This window comes from Chromobacterium paludis, assembly GCF_008275125.1.
Taxonomy (GTDB): domain Bacteria; phylum Pseudomonadota; class Gammaproteobacteria; order Burkholderiales; family Chromobacteriaceae; genus Chromobacterium; species Chromobacterium paludis.
The window spans coordinates 2,191,362-2,207,714 of record NZ_CP043473.1; the positions used below are offsets into that span (position 1 = coordinate 2,191,362).

The 16,353-nt window shown below is 64.9% G+C and carries 17 protein-coding genes; 13 read left to right on the plus strand and 4 right to left on the minus strand.

Annotated elements, in window-relative coordinates; all coding sequences use genetic code 11:
- Position 1 precedes the first annotated feature (1 nt).
- Positions 2-1,180 carry a DUF1501 domain-containing protein gene (locus FYK34_RS10115; RefSeq protein ID WP_149296249.1) on the plus strand — a complete coding sequence of 393 codons (1,179 nt, stop codon included), beginning with the start codon at positions 2-4 and terminating at the stop codon, positions 1,178-1,180.
- A gap of 3 nt (positions 1,181-1,183) precedes the next feature.
- On the opposite strand, the gene FYK34_RS10120 is transcribed toward FYK34_RS10115, so the two are convergent.
- Complete coding sequence (locus FYK34_RS10120; RefSeq protein ID WP_231137435.1) at positions 1,184-1,960, minus strand: substrate-binding periplasmic protein; 777 nt, start codon at positions 1,958-1,960, stop codon at positions 1,184-1,186.
- Positions 1,961-2,084: 124 nt separating this feature from the next.
- Here FYK34_RS10120 and FYK34_RS10125 point away from each other — a divergent pair, with 124 nt between their 5' ends.
- Entirely contained in the window at positions 2,085-2,915 is an 831-nt protein-coding gene (locus FYK34_RS10125; RefSeq protein WP_149296251.1) for a hypothetical protein, read from the plus strand.
- A 4-nt stretch (positions 2,916-2,919) separates the two neighbouring features.
- Here FYK34_RS10125 and FYK34_RS10130 read toward each other — a convergent pair whose 3' ends face one another.
- A complete protein-coding gene (locus FYK34_RS10130) occupies positions 2,920-3,432 on the minus strand; it encodes a winged helix DNA-binding protein (RefSeq protein ID WP_149296252.1) in 513 nt (170 codons plus the stop codon).
- 139 nt (positions 3,433-3,571) lie between these two features.
- Here FYK34_RS10130 and pxpB point away from each other — a divergent pair, with 139 nt between their 5' ends.
- From pxpB to pcp, 6 genes are all read left to right on the plus strand, one after another.
- Complete coding sequence (gene pxpB / locus FYK34_RS10135; protein ID WP_149296253.1) at positions 3,572-4,234, plus strand: 5-oxoprolinase subunit PxpB; 663 nt, start codon at positions 3,572-3,574, stop codon at positions 4,232-4,234.
- Entirely contained in the window at positions 4,231-5,160 is a 930-nt protein-coding gene (locus FYK34_RS10140) for a 5-oxoprolinase subunit C family protein (protein WP_149296254.1), read from the plus strand. The genes pxpB and FYK34_RS10140 overlap by 4 nt, the downstream gene beginning before the upstream one ends.
- On the plus strand, positions 5,150-5,887 hold the full coding sequence (gene pxpA / locus FYK34_RS10145; RefSeq protein ID WP_149296255.1) for a 5-oxoprolinase subunit PxpA: 738 nt from the start codon (positions 5,150-5,152) through the stop codon (positions 5,885-5,887). The genes FYK34_RS10140 and pxpA overlap by 11 nt, the downstream gene beginning before the upstream one ends.
- 63 nt (positions 5,888-5,950) lie before the next feature.
- Positions 5,951-6,667, plus strand: coding sequence for a DUF969 domain-containing protein (locus FYK34_RS10150; protein WP_149296256.1), 717 nt, complete (start codon positions 5,951-5,953; stop codon positions 6,665-6,667).
- On the plus strand, positions 6,664-7,620 hold the full coding sequence (locus FYK34_RS10155; RefSeq protein ID WP_149296257.1) for a DUF979 domain-containing protein: 957 nt from the start codon (positions 6,664-6,666) through the stop codon (positions 7,618-7,620). Before FYK34_RS10150 ends, FYK34_RS10155 begins: the two co-directional genes overlap by 4 nt.
- 10 nt (positions 7,621-7,630) lie before the next feature.
- Positions 7,631-8,263 (plus strand): pyroglutamyl-peptidase I, encoded by a 633-nt coding sequence (gene pcp, locus FYK34_RS10160; protein ID WP_149296258.1) that lies wholly within the window; start codon positions 7,631-7,633, stop codon positions 8,261-8,263.
- A 161-nt stretch (positions 8,264-8,424) separates the two neighbouring features.
- Here pcp and phhA read toward each other — a convergent pair whose 3' ends face one another.
- On the minus strand, positions 8,425-9,318 hold the full coding sequence (gene phhA / locus FYK34_RS10165) for a phenylalanine 4-monooxygenase (RefSeq protein WP_149296259.1): 894 nt from the start codon (positions 9,316-9,318) through the stop codon (positions 8,425-8,427).
- Between the two features lie 128 nt (positions 9,319-9,446).
- Between phhA and FYK34_RS10170 the strand changes: the two genes are divergently transcribed.
- Entirely contained in the window at positions 9,447-9,926 is a 480-nt protein-coding gene (locus tag FYK34_RS10170) for an Lrp/AsnC family transcriptional regulator (RefSeq protein WP_196782473.1), read from the plus strand.
- 61 nt (positions 9,927-9,987) lie between these two features.
- Here FYK34_RS10170 and FYK34_RS10175 read toward each other — a convergent pair whose 3' ends face one another.
- Entirely contained in the window at positions 9,988-11,364 is a 1,377-nt protein-coding gene (locus FYK34_RS10175) for an OmpP1/FadL family transporter (protein ID WP_168209707.1), read from the minus strand.
- A 249-nt stretch (positions 11,365-11,613) separates the two neighbouring features.
- Between FYK34_RS10175 and FYK34_RS10180 the strand changes: the two genes are divergently transcribed.
- The 4 genes from FYK34_RS10180 to FYK34_RS10195 all read left to right on the plus strand — a co-directional run bounded on the left by FYK34_RS10180 (position 11,614) and on the right by FYK34_RS10195 (position 16,306).
- A complete protein-coding gene (locus tag FYK34_RS10180; RefSeq protein WP_149296262.1) occupies positions 11,614-12,171 on the plus strand; it encodes a peptidylprolyl isomerase in 558 nt (185 codons plus the stop codon).
- A 37-nt stretch (positions 12,172-12,208) separates the two neighbouring features.
- Entirely contained in the window at positions 12,209-12,700 is a 492-nt protein-coding gene (locus FYK34_RS10185) for a peptidylprolyl isomerase (RefSeq protein ID WP_149296263.1), read from the plus strand.
- 72 nt (positions 12,701-12,772) lie between these two features.
- Positions 12,773-13,486 (plus strand): UDP-2,3-diacylglucosamine diphosphatase, encoded by a 714-nt coding sequence (locus FYK34_RS10190; protein ID WP_149296264.1) that lies wholly within the window; start codon positions 12,773-12,775, stop codon positions 13,484-13,486.
- A 492-nt stretch (positions 13,487-13,978) separates the two neighbouring features.
- Positions 13,979-16,306 (plus strand): TonB-dependent receptor, encoded by a 2,328-nt coding sequence (locus tag FYK34_RS10195; RefSeq protein WP_231137239.1) that lies wholly within the window; start codon positions 13,979-13,981, stop codon positions 16,304-16,306.
- Positions 16,307-16,353 lie beyond the last annotated feature (47 nt).

Sequence of the window (16,353 nt, forward strand, 5' to 3'; positions counted from 1 at the left end):
CATGTTCAAGCGACGCGAATTCCTGAAGGCGGCCGGCGCCGGCCTGATGCTGTCGGTGCTGCCCAATCTGTCCTGGGCGCTGGCCCCGGCCGGCTACAAACGCTTGCTGGTCTTGATCGAACTGAAAGGCGGCAACGACGGCCTCAACACCGTGGTTCCCTACGGCAGCGCCGACTACTACCGGCTGCGCCCCGGCATCGCCATCGCGCGCGAGCAGGTTTTGCAGATCAACGGCGACATCGGCCTGCACCCTTCCCTGTCCCCGTTGATGCCGCTGTGGCAGGACAAGCAGCTGGCCTTGCTGCAAGGCGTGGGCTATCCGGAGCCCAATCTGTCCCACTTCCGCTCAATTGAAATCTGGGACACCGCCTCGGCCAGCCAGCAGTTCCTGACCGAGGGCTGGCTGTCGCGCCTGTTCCGCGAGCAGCCGACGCCCAAGCACTTCGCCGCCGACGGCGTGGTGCTCTCCAGCCAGGTGCTGGGTCCGCTGGACGGCGGCGCGCGCGCCGTGGTACTGAGCCAGGCGCAGGACTTCTCGCGCCAGGTCAGGCTGGTGGAGGACCGGCAGCCCGGCCACGCCGGTTCGGCGCTGGAGCACATCCTGAAAGTGGAGGGCGACATCCGCCAGGCCGCTGCCAGCCTGGCGCCGCTGCCGCGCACCGCGGACAGCGAATCGCCCACCGCCGGGCCCAAGCCCAAGGGCGGCTTCGGCGTGGCGGTGCGCACCTTGACCGACACCCTGGCGCGCGGCGTGGACATCGCCGTCGCCCGCATCACGCTGACCGGCTTCGACACCCACGGCAACCAACAGCCGACGCAGGCGCGCTTGCTGGAGGAGCTGGCCGACGGGCTGGCGCAGCTGAAAACCGAGATGACGCGGCAAGGCCGCTGGGACGATACGCTGGCGCTGACATACGCCGAGTTTGGCCGCCGCCCGCGCGAAAACGGCAACCGCGGCACCGACCACGGCACCGCCAATGTCCACTTCGCGCTGGGCGGGCGCGTCAACGGCGGGCTGTACGGCCAGACGCCTCAGCTGGCAGGCGTCAACGAAGGCAATCTGCCGCACGCGATAGACTTCCGTCAGCTCTACGCCACGGCGATGGAAAACTGGTGGGGCAAGGACAGCCGCAATGTGCTGGGCGGACGCTTCGCCACGCTGCCCTTGCTGCGCGGCTGAGGCTCAGGGATCGGGATAGGCGATGCTGAAGCGGCTGCGGTAGAGCCGATCCACCACGCCCTCGCGCTTCAAGCCGCGTAGCGCGTCGGCAAAATCCTGGCACAGCGGCGGCGACACGCTGCGCTTGCTGAAGACGTAATAGGCCCCGCCCACGCGCCATACCGGCGGCAACGCCACGATGGCGGGATGCTGCGGCAAACGCGCCATTTCATTCGGCACCGTATCCATGGTGGCGAGCAGCAGATCTATCCGCCCCAGCTGCAGCTTGCGCAAGCTGCTGGCCAGGTTTTCCCCGGCGTCCACCCTGACCGCGCCGGGAGGCGCTTGCAGCCAATGATCCAGCCTGTCGCCGTAGCTGTCGCCATGGGTGACGCCCAAGCGGACCAGACCCAGCCTGCCCAGGTCCTGCAACTGGGCAACCGGCCAATGCGCCGCGCGATCCTTGCGCACCCACAGCCGCACCAGGGTGGGACTGTAGCCGGGCACGAAACAGGCAAACGCTTCCCGCTCCCGCGTTTTCAGCGCCTGCATCGCGGCATCCACCTTGCCCAGGCGCAGCTCCTGCAGGGTGCGCGACCAAGGCAGCTGGCGGTACGCCAGCCGGCAGCCGATGCGCGCTGCCGCCTGGTTCAGCAACTCCACCGAGTAACCCGCGGGCCGGCCATCCCGTCCCTGATAATGAAACGGCGGCCACTCCTCCCAGCCCACGCTCAAGGGCCGGTCACACAGGCCGCCCGCCGCCGCGACTCCCGCCGCCGCGCACAGGCAGAAAAAAAGCATCCAGCGCACGCATCCTCCTCCACACCCCATCGGCAAGCGTTCTGCTACATATCTAGAATGTACGATAGAATCATACTGTCCATACCTGGCCATAACCTAGCCACTCGCACAGAACGTCCAGCCGATGACCGCTAATCACAATACCAAGAACAATGGCCAAGCCCAACCCGCAGCAGAGGAGTTTCCCCTCCCCCCTCCGGAAAGCGAGGGCGCATTGGCCAACCAGGCCATTCCGCTGGGCGAATCGATATTGACCATCCAGGCCGGCGAACACCCCATCTACGGCATCATGCAGCGCAGCCGCGCCGTCACCGCCCAGTCAGACTACTACCGGCTGCAGTTTCGCGGCTATGCCCGTTCCGATGGCACGCACTGGGTGCCGATGGAAGGCGACGACAGCCGCTTTCACGCGCAATACAACCTGGCCTGGGTCAGGGTGGACCGCCCCAGCCAGACCGTCACCTTCGGCCCCAAGAACGGCGTGCAATGCAGCCCGGGACTGGAAGGCACCGGGCTGGACACCTATTTGTTCGGCAACGCCATCGCCTGGGCCAAGAGCACCTGCCCCGATTACGCCATCTCGCCCGGCCTGATCACCATCGGCTCGTCCTCGGACGAGGAACGCACCAAGAAGCACGCCTTCTACGCCAGCCAGGCCTTCCAGTTCGAATGGCAGGATCCGGCCCAGCGCAACGCTCTGTTCTTCAAGGACAAGGTCAGCAAATTGCTGGGCGTGTGGAACAAGGACGCGATACGCGAGTTCGGCGGCGAAGAAATGCTGCAAATGCTGGCCGGCCAGGACGAGGCCAGGATGGCGCTGCAATATGAGCTGGATCAGGCGGAAAACGCCCAGGACACTATGAAGCGCGCGCTGCAAAAAGAGAAAAGCACGTCGCAGATCCTGACCGGCGTGCTGATCCTGATGGCCATCATCGGCGTGTGGGCCCTGCTATAGCCCCCTAGAACGAAGCCCCGGCGCGGGCGGCCTGTTCGTACACGCCGGCCAGCATGCGCATCAGCTGCGCGATCTCGCCTATTTCCTGATTGGCCACGCCGCCGTCGCTGAGCGTCGGCATCAAGCACTGCTCGCGCACCTGGCGATAGCGCTCGCACAGCTCCTTGCCCTGCGGCGTGGTGGAGAACAGCACTTCCTTGCCACTTTTCTCACTCTCCACATAACCCATCTTCATCAGCTTCTTCAGCGCATAGGACACCACGTGCGTGTCCTCCATGTTCAGCACGAAGCAAATGTCGGCCAGCTTCTTCTGCCGCCCGCGGTGGTTGACGTGATGCACCAGCAGCACCTCGGTCGGCGTCATGTCCTTCTCTCCGGCCGCCGCCATGCAACGCACCATCCAGCGGTGAAACGCGTTGTTGACCACGGTCAGGCTGAACTCGAACTCCGACAGCTCAGGGCTGCGTTCGGAAACCAGGTGTTGCGAAGATACGATCTTTGGCAAAGCTGCGGTCATTTCCCCTCCCTCTGTCTTGTGCATTGATGTTTTCGTCATTTACAACATTAAATTGACGAGAAATTATCAACATTGCAGCATTACATTTAGGTAAGCTGGCGTCTATATAATATTCCTAAATCATATTCAATCCACAGCCATGTCTATCGACACCTCATCATCGCCCCAGATCCAATGGCTAGGCAACCAGGCCCTGACGCTGGAGCTTCCGCCGCCGGCCACGCTGGAAGGCCAGCGCCGCATCTGGCGGCTGGCGGAATGGCTGCGCGCCCTCGACGAAGTCCGCGAAGCGGTGCCCGGCATGAACAACCTGATGCTGGAGCTTCAACCCGGCGCCAAAACGGCGGGCTGGCCGGCCAGATTGCGCAAGCTGTGGCAGCAGGCGGAACAAGCGGCCCCGGGCGGACGCGTGGTGGAAATCCCCGTACGCTACGGCGGCGCCGCCGGGCCGGACTTGCAGGCGGTGGCGCAACATTGCGGCCTGACGCCCAAGCAAGTCATCACCCGCCATACCGCCGCGGAATACACCGTGTTCTTCCTGGGCTTCCAGCCCGGTTTCGCCTATCTGGGCGGCCTGGACCCTATGCTCGCCACGCCGCGCCATGCCACGCCCAGGCAACAGGTGCCGGCCGGATCGGTGGCGATAGGCGGCAGCCAGACCGGCATCTATCCGGCCGCCTCTCCCGGCGGCTGGCAGATCATCGGCCATAGCGACCTGGTGCTGTTCGATCCGGAGCGGCAGCCGCCCAGCGCGCTGCAGCCGGGCGACACCGTGCGCTTCGTCGCGGCGGAGGCGGCATGACGCTGGAAGCGATCAAGGCCGGCCCGCAAACCACGGTACAGGACCTGGGCCGATTCGGCGCGCGGCATCTGGGCGTCTGTCGCGCCGGCGCGATGGACACGCTGGCGCTGACCGTGGCCAACCGGCTGGTGGGCAATCCCGCCAGCGCGGCGGCGCTGGAAATCACCTTGCCGCCGGCCTGCTTCCGCCTGCTGCGCGACGGCATGCTGGCGCTGGCCGGCGCCGACTGCTCCGCCACCCTGGACGGCGAGCCGGTATGGCCGGGCTGGCGCACGCCGTTTCGCGCCGGCCAGGTGTTGCAGCTGCAGGCGCCGCGCCTGGGCATGCGCGCCTATCTGGCCGTGGACGGCGGCATCGCGCTGCCGCAAGTCATGGCGTCGGCCAGCACGGACCTGATGGCGGGCTTCGGCGGACTGGATGGCCGCGCCCTGCGCGATGGCGACCGGCTGCCGCTGGGCGCGCCCAAGCCCCCCAAGCCGCGCCGCGGCGTATGGCTGCCGCGCCCCGGCCCGCAAATCCGCGTCCACCCCGGCCCGGAATACGCCCTGCTGTCCAAGTCCGCCCGTGAACGATTGTGGAGCGCGCCATGGCAAATCACACCCAGCAGCAACCGCATGGGCTACCGCCTGTCCGGCCCCCGGCTGCAATTGGCCGAGCCCAGGGAAATGCCGTCGCACGGCGCGCTGCCGGGCCTGATCCAGCTGCCGCCGGACGGCCAGCCCATCGTGCTGATGGCCGACGCCCAAGCCACCGGCGGCTACCCGAGGCTGGGCATGGTGGCGGCGGCGGACCTCTGGCAATTGGGCCAGGCCAGGCTGGGCAGCTCCCTGCACTTCGTCGAATCCAGCCTGGAGGACCTCCGCCAGGCCGATCAGCAATGGCAACGCTACTTGAACAGAATAGAAAGGCTGCTCGATGAGGATTGATCTGAACGCCGACCTAGGCGAAGGCTGCGGCCAAGACGCCGAGCTGCTGGACTGGGTCAGCTCCGCCAACATCGCCTGCGGCTGGCATGCCGGCGACGCCGACACCATGCAAGCCGTCGTCAGGTTGGCCATCGCCAAGGGCGTGGCCATCGGCGCCCACCCCAGCTTCCCGGACCGCGAACACTTCGGCCGCCGCGAGATGAGCCTGCCCATGGAGTCCATCCGCGCGGGCCTGCTCTACCAGCTGGGCGCGCTGGACGCCATCGTCCGCGCCGAAGGCGGCGCGCTGGCCCACGTCAAACCGCACGGCGCGCTGTACAACCAAGCCGCGCGCCAGCCGGAACTGGCGCAAACCCTGGCCCGCGCCATCCGCGATTACAACCCGCGGCTGCGCGTGATGGGCCTGGCCGGCAGCCGGTTCATCGAAGCCTGCCGCGCCGAAGGACTGGAGACGCGGCAGGAAGGCTTCGCCGACCGCGGCTACCGCGCCGACGGCAGCCTGGTGCCGCGCGGCCAGCCCGGCGACCTGCTGGACACGGACGAAGCGATGCTGGCGCAAGTGGAACAGATGGTGCGTAAGCAGAGCGTGGCCGCTGTCGACGGCGAATCCGTGCCGTTGCAGATCGACACCATCTGCCTGCATGGCGACGGCCCCCATGCAGCGGCCTTCGCCCGCAGGCTCCGCCAACATCTGGAGCAGTCCGGCGTCGCCATCCGCGCCGACTAAACCGTTCCCGCGCCAGCGCGGCGGCTAGACCGCGCGGCGCTCCCCCAAGACAAAGGAGAAACCATGGATCAAGCTCTCAATCTCTGGCCGCTGCTAGGCATCGCGGTGGTGGTGGCCGGCTTCCTGCTGCGCTTCAACCCGCTGCTGGTGGTATGCGCCGCCGGCGTCGTCACCGGCCTGGCCGCCGGCATCCAGCCGCTGCCCTTGCTGGCCGAATTCGGCCACGGCTTCATGAAAACGCGCAATCTGAGCCTGATCGTGCTGCTGGTGCTGCCGGTGGTGGGCCTGATGGAGCGGCACGGCCTGCGCGAGCAAGCCCGCGAGCTGGTGCGCAAGATACGCAAGGCCACGGTGGGCCGCCTGCTGGTGGTCTATCTGTTTGCGCGCGAAATCTCGGCGGCGCTGGGCCTGACCGGCCTGGGCGGCCATCCGCAGATGGTGCGTCCCATCCTGGCGCCGATGAGCGAAGGCGCCTTCGAGCAGCGCCATGGCGAGCTGTCGCCGGAACAACGGCAGAAGCTGCGCGCCATGTGCGCGGCGACTGACAACGTGGGCCTGTTCTTCGGCGAGGACATCTTTGTCGCCTTCGGCGCGGTCATCCTGATGCATACCTTCCTGCAGGAAAACGGGGTGACCACCGAGCCGCTGCACATTGCGCTATGGGGCATCCCCACCGCCCTGTTCGCCTTCCTGATCCACGGCGCGCGCCTGCTGCGGCTGGAACGCCATCTGCTGCGCCATGGCCAACCCGCCGCCCGCCTGAAGGGAGAACACGCATGATTCTGCGCATCGAATATCTGTACTGGCTGGCCGGCGCGGTCTTGCTGGCGGTGGCGGCCTTCACCCTGGCCGACCGCGACCACCCGCGCCGCTTCGGCAGCGCGGCGTTTTGGGGCCTGTTCGGCATCCTGTTCCTGGCCGGCGACTGGCTGCCGGCGGAACTGTCCGGCGCCATGGTGCTGGCCATGGTGGCCATCGCCGGCCTGGGCCGGCTGGCGGCCGGCCAACACGCGCCGATGGCCGCGGACAAGCTGCGGCAAAGCCTACAGCGGCTGGGCGGCAAGGTGTTCCTGCCCTCCTTGCTGGTGCCTGTATTGACGGTGCTGCTGAGCGTGGCGGCAAAGGAGGTGAAGATCGCCGGCACGCCGCTGTTCGACCCGAAAAACACCACCCTGCTGGCGCTGGGCCTCTCCTGCCTGGCGGCCTTGGCCGCCGCCTGCTGGCTGGCGCGCGAAACGCCGGCCCAAGGCATGCGCGAAACGCGCCGGCTGCTGGACTGCATGGGCTGGGCGGTGCTGCTGCCGCAGATGCTGGCGCTGCTGGGCCTGCTGTTCGCCGACGCCGGCGTGGGCAAGGCGGTGTCCCACGTCGCCACCAACTACCTGCCGCTGGACGCGCGTTGGGTAGCGGTGCTGGCCTATGTGCTGGGCATGGCGCTGTTCACCATGATCATGGGCAACGCCTTCGCCGCCTTCCCGGTGATGACCGCCGGCATCGGCATACCGTTTCTGGTGGGCATGCACCACGGCGACGCGGCGGTGATGGCGGCCATCGGCATGTTCTCCGGCTATTGCGGCACCCTGATGACGCCGATGGCGGCCAATTTCAACATCGTGCCGGCCGCTCTGCTGGAGCTGGAAGACAAAAACGCGGTGATCAAGGCCCAGGTGCCCACCGCGCTGGCCTTGCTGGCGGTCAACGCCGTTCTGCTTAACTGGCTGATGTTCCGCTGAGGAGAGAAATATGCGAACCGTGCTGTTGACCGGCTTCGAGCCGTTTGGAGGCGAAACCGTCAACCCGTCCTGGGAGGCGGTGAAACTGCTGGATGGGGAAACCATCGCCGGCGCCCGCGTCGTCGCGCGCCGCCTGCCCTGCGTGTTCGGCGCGGCGCTGTCCGAGCTGCGCCACCACCTGGAGGGCTTGCGTCCCGACTTGGTCATCGCCGTCGGCCAGGCCGGCGGCCGGCCCGACATCAGCGTGGAGCGGGTGGCGATCAACGTCGACGACGCGCGCATCCCCGACAACGCAGGCAAGCAGCCGATAGACCAGCCCATCGCCGCGGATGGCCCGGCCGCCTACTTCTCCACCCTGCCGATCAAGGCCATCGTCGCCGCCCTGCGCGAATGCGATATCCCGGCCTCGGTCTCGCAAACGGCCGGCACCTTCGTCTGCAACCACGTGATGTACGGCCTGCTGCACCACGGCGGCGCGCGCGGCGGCTTCATCCACATCCCCTATTTGCCGGAGCAGGCGGCGGCCCATCCCGGCCAGCCCAGCATGCGGCTGGAAGACTGCGCGGCGGCCTTGCGCATTGCGGTGGACATTGCGCTGACTCAGAGCGAGGACGCGAAAATCGCCGGCGGCGCGACGCATTGAGCGCGCGCGGCCCGCAGCGTGATGGCCTCGACCATGCTTTCCATCCTGTCCATCGCGGCGATGGTCAGCCTCCTTGGCCATTAAGACCGCATCCAGCCGGCGCGCGCCATGAAAAAAGCCCGTCGTAAGCCGACGGGCTTTTTGCCTAATGCAGACGGCGCTCACACGTCGTCAGTCTCCGCCCAGCCCTGGCGGTCTCCCTCGTTGATCACCACGTCGGTCGGCGCGATGTCGCCGGCGCCCCACGGCGCGCTGTCGGCCAGTTGCCGGTACAGCGGCGCGAAATCCGGCGCGGTGGCGTCGAACAGCTGCTTGAAGTTGTCGATGACGAAGTAGGTTTTTTGGAATGTGTCGATGCGGTAGCGCGTGTTCATGATGCGCATCAGGTCGAAGCCGACGCGGTTGGGGCTGGCGCTATCCAGGCAGTAGATAGACTCGGACTTGCTGGACAGGATGCCGGCGCCGTAAATGCGCATGCCGGCCGGCGTATTGATCAGGCCGAACTCCACCGTGTACCAGTACAGCCGCGCCAGCATGGGCAGCGCGCCCAGCGCCTTGGCCTTGATGCCGCCCTTGCCGTAGGCCTCCAGATAGTCGGCGAACACCGGATTGATCAGCAGTGGCACATGGCCGAACAGGTCGTGGAACACGTCCGGCTCCTGCAAGTAATCCAGCTGATGCGGCTCGCGCAGCCACCAGGTCACCGGGAAGCGGCGGTTGGCCAGATGCTCGAAGAACACGTCGTCGGGAATCAGGCCCGACACGGCGACGATCTTCCAGCCGGTGGCGGCCATCAGCTTCTGGTTCAGCTTCTCGAAATCCGGCACCCGGTCGTGATCCACTTCCAGATCGCGCAGGCCCTGCAGGAATTCGTCGCAGGCGCGGCCCGGCAGCAGCTGGCTCTGGCGCGCGTACAGCGTGGCCCAGGTGGCATGATCTTCCGCGGTGTAGCGCTCCAGCGGCTGCGGCAGGGTGTAGTCGTTGGCGTCGTGGCTCAATCCGACATTCTTGCGCGTGGTGATGTCGGGCACCACAAAGTCGGCGCGGTCGTTCATGTTCGGGACTCCAAATTTGGAAGATTTACTCTAGTTTAGCCCCGCGCGGATGCGGCAAGTCCGCATTATTTGCCTAATAAAAGTATTTTTTGCATACTTGCCGCATTAAACGTCATAAATTGCTTGAAATGCGCAAAATTGAATTAGACCGCTTCGACATGCAGATTCTGCAGCAGCTGCAGCTGGACGCGCGCGCCACCCACCAGAAGCTGGCGCAAGCCATCGCGCTGTCCGCCTCGCAGATCGGCCGCCGCATCCAGCGCATGGAGCAGGACGGCGTGATCCAGGGCTACCAGGTGGCGCTGAACCCGGAGCATGTCGGCCTGTCCGTCATGGCCTTCGCCAACGTCAGCCTGGAACGCCACAACGAGGCCGCGCTGCAGGATTTCGCCCAATCCATCCACGACCTGCCCGAAGTGCTGGAGTGCTACGCCGCCGCCGGCGAGGCCGACTACCTGCTGCGCATCGTGGTGCCGGACCTGCCCTCCCTGTCCGCCTTCGTGATGAACAAGCTGATGCAGCTGTCGTTGGTGCGCAGCGTCAAATCCACCATCGTGCTCAACGCGATCAAGCAAACCACCAAGCTGCCGCTGCAGCCGCCGGGTTGAGGCGGAGACGCAAAAAGGCGCGGCCTGGGCCGCGCCTTTCTATGCGCTGCCGCGCATGGCCTTAGAAACGATACTGCAGCTGCACGCCCAGCAGATGGCCGGTGATGGACGAGTAATCGCCCCGCAGATGGCTCTGCGTGCCGAAGGGACTCTTGGACGTGTTGTCGATCTTGGTGTCGCCCATAGCGCGCAGATAGGCATAGCTGGCATCGATGCGGGTCTGCTTGCCGATCTGGTAACCCGCGCCCAGGCTCAGCCACACGCGGTTGGCGTCCGGGATCAGCGCGTTGCGGTGCTGGGCATTAGGTACCGGCGTGGTCTCATAGCCCAGGCCGGCGCGCAGGGTCAGCGCGTCGCTGTAGAAGTAGTCGCCGCCAATCGAGAACAGCCAGCTGTTTTTCCAGTGGTTGTCGATGATGGTGGTGGTGTCCACGCTCTTGCCGCCCACCACCGGGAAGCCTGCCGGATAGGTAAAGGCCGGGCTGCCCTTGACCACCAGTTGGTCGAAGCGGCTCCAATGCGTCCAGCGCACCGTGCCCGCCAGGGCGAACTTGCTGTTCAGCTTGCTATAGCCGCTCAGCAGCAACGATTCCGGCGCGGTGACGTCGGCAGAACCGGCGTAGGTGCCGTTCAGCTTGGACAGCGGCAGCGCCAGACCCGGCGCCAGCGGCAGATTGGGGAAGCCGGCGTTGGTATAGTCGCCCTTGGCCTGGTGGCTGATCTTGGAGCGATAGGACAGGCCGACGCGGGTGTCGGCGCTGTAAGCGTACATCACGCCCAGGTTGTAGCCGAAGCCCCAGCTGTCCGCATGCAGCTCGCCGGTCACGCCGGGCAAGAAGGCGCCCTTCTTCAGCTTGGCCTTGGCGTACTGCGCGGACACCCCGCCGCCGAAGCTCCAATGCTCGTCCAGCTTGTAGGCCAGCGAGGGATTGATGTCCAGGGTCTGAATGGAGCTGGAAATGCCGTTGTCGCGGCCGCCCCAGTTTTCGCTGTAGCGCGCGCCCAAGCCGAACGGCGTGGTCAGGCCCAGGCCGACATGCCATTGCGCGTTGATCTGATGCGTGAAGTAGGCGTTGGGGATGGCTTCGCCCGGCGCGCGGCCATTGTCGGAGGCGTTGGCGGTGGTGGTGGCCAGCGGCTTGCCGGTCAGCGGATTGGCGCTGACCGTGGTATTGCTGCCGTTGAACGGCGCGTTGATTTCAGCATAGGTCAGGCCGCCCTGGGCGCGGGTGCCGGACAGCAGCGTCATGCCGGCCGGATTGTAGAACACGGCGGACAGATCGTCGCCGGCCACGCCGGCGCCGGCATAGGCGCGGCCCATGGCGGCCACGCTTTGCTCGGTCAATTGGAAACCGGCGGCGTTAGCGGCGGGAGCGGCGGCGAACAGGGACGCGACAGCGAGGGAGATCAGACGGGCGGGGCGCAAGGCATAAGGCATGGCAAATGTTCCTGAAACGTTCTTCTGATTGGCCGGCACAGCAGGCCAAGCGGCGCAAGCATGATAAATAGATAGCGCTTGCATCTTTTTAGGGCGTGGAGTCTAAACTCCAAGCTCGGGTCAAGCAAGAAAAAAACATAACTTCCTTAACGAAAGTTAAATCCCCTGCCCCATGGCCCCGCCGTCAACCTGCCGCGCGCGCTGTGCTAGAATCACAGCCCGACTTTCTTGCCGATACGTCAGCCCATCATGAAGAAACTGCTCTGCGGCCTGGCCGCGCTCGCCCTGCCCGTCCTGGCCCTCGCCGCTCCGGTCGTAGAGATGGCCACCAACAAGGGCACTATCGAAATCACGCTGGACCAGGCCAAGGCGCCCAAGACCGTGGCCAATTTCGTCGCCTACGCCAAGGCCGGACACTACAACGGCACCGTCTTCCACCGCGTGATCGACGGCTTCATGATCCAGGGCGGCGGTTTCGACACCAAGCTGAACCAGAAGCCGACCAAGCCGCCCATCGTCAATGAGGCGAGCAACGGCCTGAAGAACGACATCGGCACCATCGCCATGGCGCGCACCGCCGAGCCTAACTCCGCCACCGCGCAGTTCTTCATCAACGTCGCCAACAACGACTTCCTCAATTACAAATCGCCGTCGCCGCAGGGCGCCGGCTACGCCGTGTTCGGCAAGGTCACCAAGGGCATGGATGTGGTCAACCGCATCGCCAAGACCCGCACCGGCAGCATGAACGGCATGGATGACGTTCCGTTCGAACCCATCGTCATCCAGAAAGTCACCATCAAACCGTAAGCCCGCGCCGCGCGGCTGCAACGCAAAGGAAAGCCAAATGATCAAACTGACCACCAATTTCGGCGAAATCACGCTGACGCTGAACCACGAAATGGCGCCGAAGACCGCCGCCAACTTCGAGGAATACGTGAAGAGCGGCCATTACGACGGCACCATCTTCCACCGCGTGATCAACGGCTTCATGATCCAGGGCGGCGGTTTCGACGCCGACATGAACCAGAAGCCGACGCGCGACCCGATCCAGAACGAGGCCAACAACGGCCTGTCCAACAAGAACTACACCATCGCCATGGCCCGCACCATGGACCCGCACTCCGCGTCGGCGCAGTTCTTCATCAATGTGGCCGACAACGACTTCCTGGACTTCAAGTCCGAAAGCACCCAAGGCTGGGGCTACGCCGTGTTCGGCGAAGTGGTGTCCGGCCAGGACGTGGTGGACCGCATCAAGACCGTGCGCACCGGCCGCAGCGGCGGCCATCAGGACGTGCCGGTGGAGCCGGTGGTGATCCAGAAGGCGGAAGTGCTCTAAGCCTCGCCAGCATCGTCAATCCAGCCGGGGCCCCGCCCCGGCTTTGTCTTGCTTACGGACAACGCAGCAGCCATGGCCATTCACTTCATTTCCGACCTGCACCTCGCCGACGACACGCCGGCGCTGAACCAGCTGTTCCTGGACACGCTCGCCGTCTGGCGCGGCCGCATAGACGCGCTGTACATCCTGGGCGATCTGTTCGAATACTGGGTGGGCGACGACGACGATTCGCCGTATCTGGACGCGCCCTTGGCCGCCATGCGCGACTTTGCCGCGCAAACCCCGCTCTACGTGATGCGCGGCAACCGCGACTTCCTGCTGGGCGCCGGTTTCGAGGCGCGCAGCGGCGCCAAGCTATTGGACGATCCCACGCTGATAGAGGCGCATGGCCAGCGCATCCTGCTGAGCCACGGCGACGCGCTGTGCGCCGACGACGCCGCTTACCAGCAGTTCCGCGCGATGAGCCGCAGCCCGCAATGGCAGCAAGCCATGCTGGCCAAGCCGCTGGCCGAGCGCCACGCCATCGCCCGCCACGCGCGCGCGCAGAGCGAGATGAACAAGCAACAGACCGGCCTGACCGCCATTTCCGACGTCACGGAAAATGCGGTGCGCGCACTGCTGGCCGCGCACGGCTGGCCGACCCTGATTCACGGCCACACCCATCGCCCCGCCCATCACCGCCACGATGCCGCCAGCCGCTGGGTCATCCAGGACTGGCACGGCGCCACCGGCGGCTACCTGCTGCTGGACGACGCGGGCATCCACGCGCGCAACCTGTCCGCCTGACCCCTCCCGGCGGCCGACCGGCCGCCCACCCTTTCGCACAAATCATGCCAACATCCTGGCAAGTCCACCCCAAACAAATCCTTACAATTCATTAACATATCGCCGAATCCAGGCAGAAAATTAGCGTAAATCTGCAAAATTCACCGCTATAAACTTCATATAAAGACATATTTCTTTATTCTTTTTGTAACAGTTGTTTCTTGAAAATGAAATGACGATCAACTAGATTTGCCGCTTAAAAATAATTTCAAGGCAAAATAATTCATATCGTCAGTTTTTCCGAAACATCAGCCCTTGCCCTTCAGAAAACGACAAGCATCTGATTTTTAGAATAAATATGCCGATTGGAATTCCGCCCAGCTCCTGCGCTCTCATTCGGCGCCGTCATCCCTCGCCTTTTCCAGGCGCCACAGGATGGCCGCGCCAATAGCCAATTAAGATAAAAGTTGATTTCTAAACAATTCAGGAAATTCAATGAATAAAAAAGCATTCATGCGACCTTTGACCCTGGCCGTGCTCGCTGCCCTGGCCAGTCAGGCCGCGTCCGCAGAGGAAACCCAGCTGCAAACCGTCACCATCACCGGCGCCGGAGACAAGCTGGGCGTGGGCTTGCTGCAGCAACAGGACGGCGCGCGCGCGCGCAGCGACGTCAACAAGGCCGCGCTGGAAAAACAAAGCCCGACCTCCAACATCTACCAGGGCATCAATATGGTGCCCGGCGTCAATGCCTCCAGCCAGGACAACTCCGGCATGTTCGGCGGCGCGCTGACCATCCGCGGCTTCAACTCCGACCAAATCGGCGTCACCATCAACGGCGTGCCGGTCAATGACTCGGGCAGCTACGCGGTCTACCCGCAAGAGTTCGTGGACATGGAGAACCTGTGCCAAGCCTCGGTGACCCAGGGCTCCAGCGACACCGACGCGCCGCACATGGGCGCCAGCGGCGGCAATATGGGCTTTGTCACCTGCGAACCGGAAAAGGAACGCCGCGTGCGCTTCGCCCAGAGCCTGGGCAGCAACAGCCTGCAACGCACCTATGTGCGCGGCGACACCGGCCTGTTCGCCGACAAGAAAGCCCGCGCCTTCGTCAGCTACTCCCACAGCGAAGTGGACAAGTGGAAGGGCGCCGGCGGCATGAAGCGCGACCACGTGGATACCGGCATCCGCTACGACTTCGGCGCCGGCCACATCAACGCCTCCGTGCTGTACAACCGCCAAATCGGCAACAGTTTCGGCGCGGCCACCCTGCAACAACTGCAGAAAAATGGTTACAACTACGACTACTCCACTCAGTTCGTCCCCGGCCGCCTGCCGCCGCAGTTCGGCACCGCTCAGAAAGAAACCGGCCCGTCGCCGCAGTATTACCAGCTGCAGCAGAACCCGTTTGAAAACGTGATCGCCAAGGTGGATGCCGTGCTGAAGCTGAGCGCGGACACCCGCCTCAAGATCCAGCCTTATTTCTGGTACGGCTATGGCGGCGGCACCAGCCAGCAGACGCAATCGGAAAGCGGCTTCCTGAACCCCGCCACCCATACCAACACGGCCGCCAAGGACCTGAACGGCGACGGCGACACGCTGGACACCATCGTGGTCAACGGCAGCAGCATCACCCGCACCCGCCGTCCCGGCATCACCGTCACCATGGAGCAGAGCTGGGGCAACCACCTGCTGCAAGCCGGCGTCTGGTACGAGCGCGCCCAGCACGTGCAAACCGGCCAGGCCAGCATCGCCAACAATGACGGCAGCCCGCAAGACGTATGGATGCACTCCGGCCTGATCACCCGCCCGGACGGCAGCCTGTACCAGTACCGTGACTGGGACACCATCAGCACCGCCACCCAGCTGTTCGCCATCGGCACCTTCAACTTCATGAATGACCGCCTGAGCTTCAACGCCGGCCTGCGCACGCCGCAGATCAAGCGCGAGTTCACCAACCACGCCAACGAAGGCTGCTCCGGCAAGACCGCGTGCGCGGCGGCTTACGACTACACCATCAGCAAGACCTACCGCGAGACGCTGCCCAGCTTCGGCGCGCGCTACTACCTGACGCCCAAGCAGCAGCTGTTCTTCAACGTCACCAAGAACTACCGCGCCGTGCCTAACTACGCCTACAGCGGCAGCAACGGCAATGTGCAGGTGATCAACGGCCAGGTGGTGCTGGCGAACGACGTGCAGCCCGAGACCTCGATCAACACCGACCTGGGCTACCGCTGGCAAGGCGACTGGCTGACCATGAGCGGCTCGCTGTTCAACGTGGACTTCAGCAACCGCCAGGCCAACTCCTACGACTCCGTCACCCAGAAATCCGTCAACGTCAACGCGGGCTCCGTGCACACCTGGGGCGGCGAGCTGGAGCTGGGCACCGTGCCGGTCAAGGGCTGGAGCGCCTATGCCTCCCTCACCAGCAACCACAGCGAGATCAAGAACAATCTGGACTGGAAGAACAACGGCAGCGTGACGCCGCTGCAGCTGCAAGGCAACGACTTCCCGATGACCCCGCGCTGGATGGCCGCGCTGTCGCTGCAATACGCGCCGGGCGCCTGGTATGTGCGCACCGACGTCAAGCACACCGGCAAGCAGTTCGCCACGCTGGCCAACGACGAAGTGGTCCCGGAATACACCACGGTGGATCTGGACGCCGGCTACCGCTTCGCCAATATGGGCGTGCTGAAGAACCCGACGCTGAAGCTGAACCTCAGCAATATGTTCAACACCAGCTACCGCATCCCCACTTCGGCCAAGGTCAATGCGGCGGACACGGTGCGCTATAACCTGGGCGCGCCGCGCAGCGCCTCGGTGTCGCTGCAGGTCGATTTCTAATCCTCCCGCACCGTCCCGCCGGGGGCGGCTTCGGATCGCGCTTGAAC